The sequence below is a fragment of the Aminobacter sp. P4_D5 genome, assembly GCF_056401815.1.
Genome location: NZ_JBFUIP010001151.1, coordinates 1 through 571 on the forward strand (window position 1 = coordinate 1; position 571 = coordinate 571).

The 571-nt window shown below is 68.6% G+C and carries 1 protein-coding gene; it reads left to right on the top strand.

Annotated elements, in window-relative coordinates; all coding sequences use genetic code 11:
• Positions 1 to 571 (top strand): GTPase (locus tag AC1DWF_RS37195; RefSeq protein WP_476843437.1); only part of this gene is annotated, 571 nt, incomplete at both ends.

Here is a 571-nt window from a genome sequence, read left to right on the forward strand (position 1 = left end):
ACGCTCTTCAACGCCCTGACCCAGACGGTCGCGGCGCAGGCGGCGAATTATCCCTTCTGCACCATCGAGCCCAATGTGGGCCGCGTGGCGGTGCCGGATCCGCGGCTGCAGGCCCTGGCGACCATCGGCAAGAGCCAGAAGATCGTCCCCACCAGCCTGGAATTCGTTGATATCGCGGGCCTCGTCCGCGGCGCCTCGAAGGGCGAGGGGCTGGGCAACCAGTTCCTGGGGAATATCCGCGAGGTGGACGCCATCGTGCACGTCCTGCGCTGCTTCGAGGATGGCGACGTCACCCATGTCGACGGCGCCGTGGACCCGAWCCGCGACGCCGAGACCGTCGAGACCGAGCTCATGCTCGCCGACCTCGACAGTCTGGAGAAGCGCGTCATCACGCTGCAGAAGAAGGGGCGGGGCGGCGACAAGGAATCCATCGCGCAGCTCGCGCTGATCGAGGCCATCCTGCCCGCGCTGCAGGCCGGCCGATCCGCGCGGACCGCCGTGCCGAAGGGCGAGGAGGGGGCCGCCAGCCGACTCGGCCTCATGACCACCAAGCCCGTGCTTTACGTCTGCA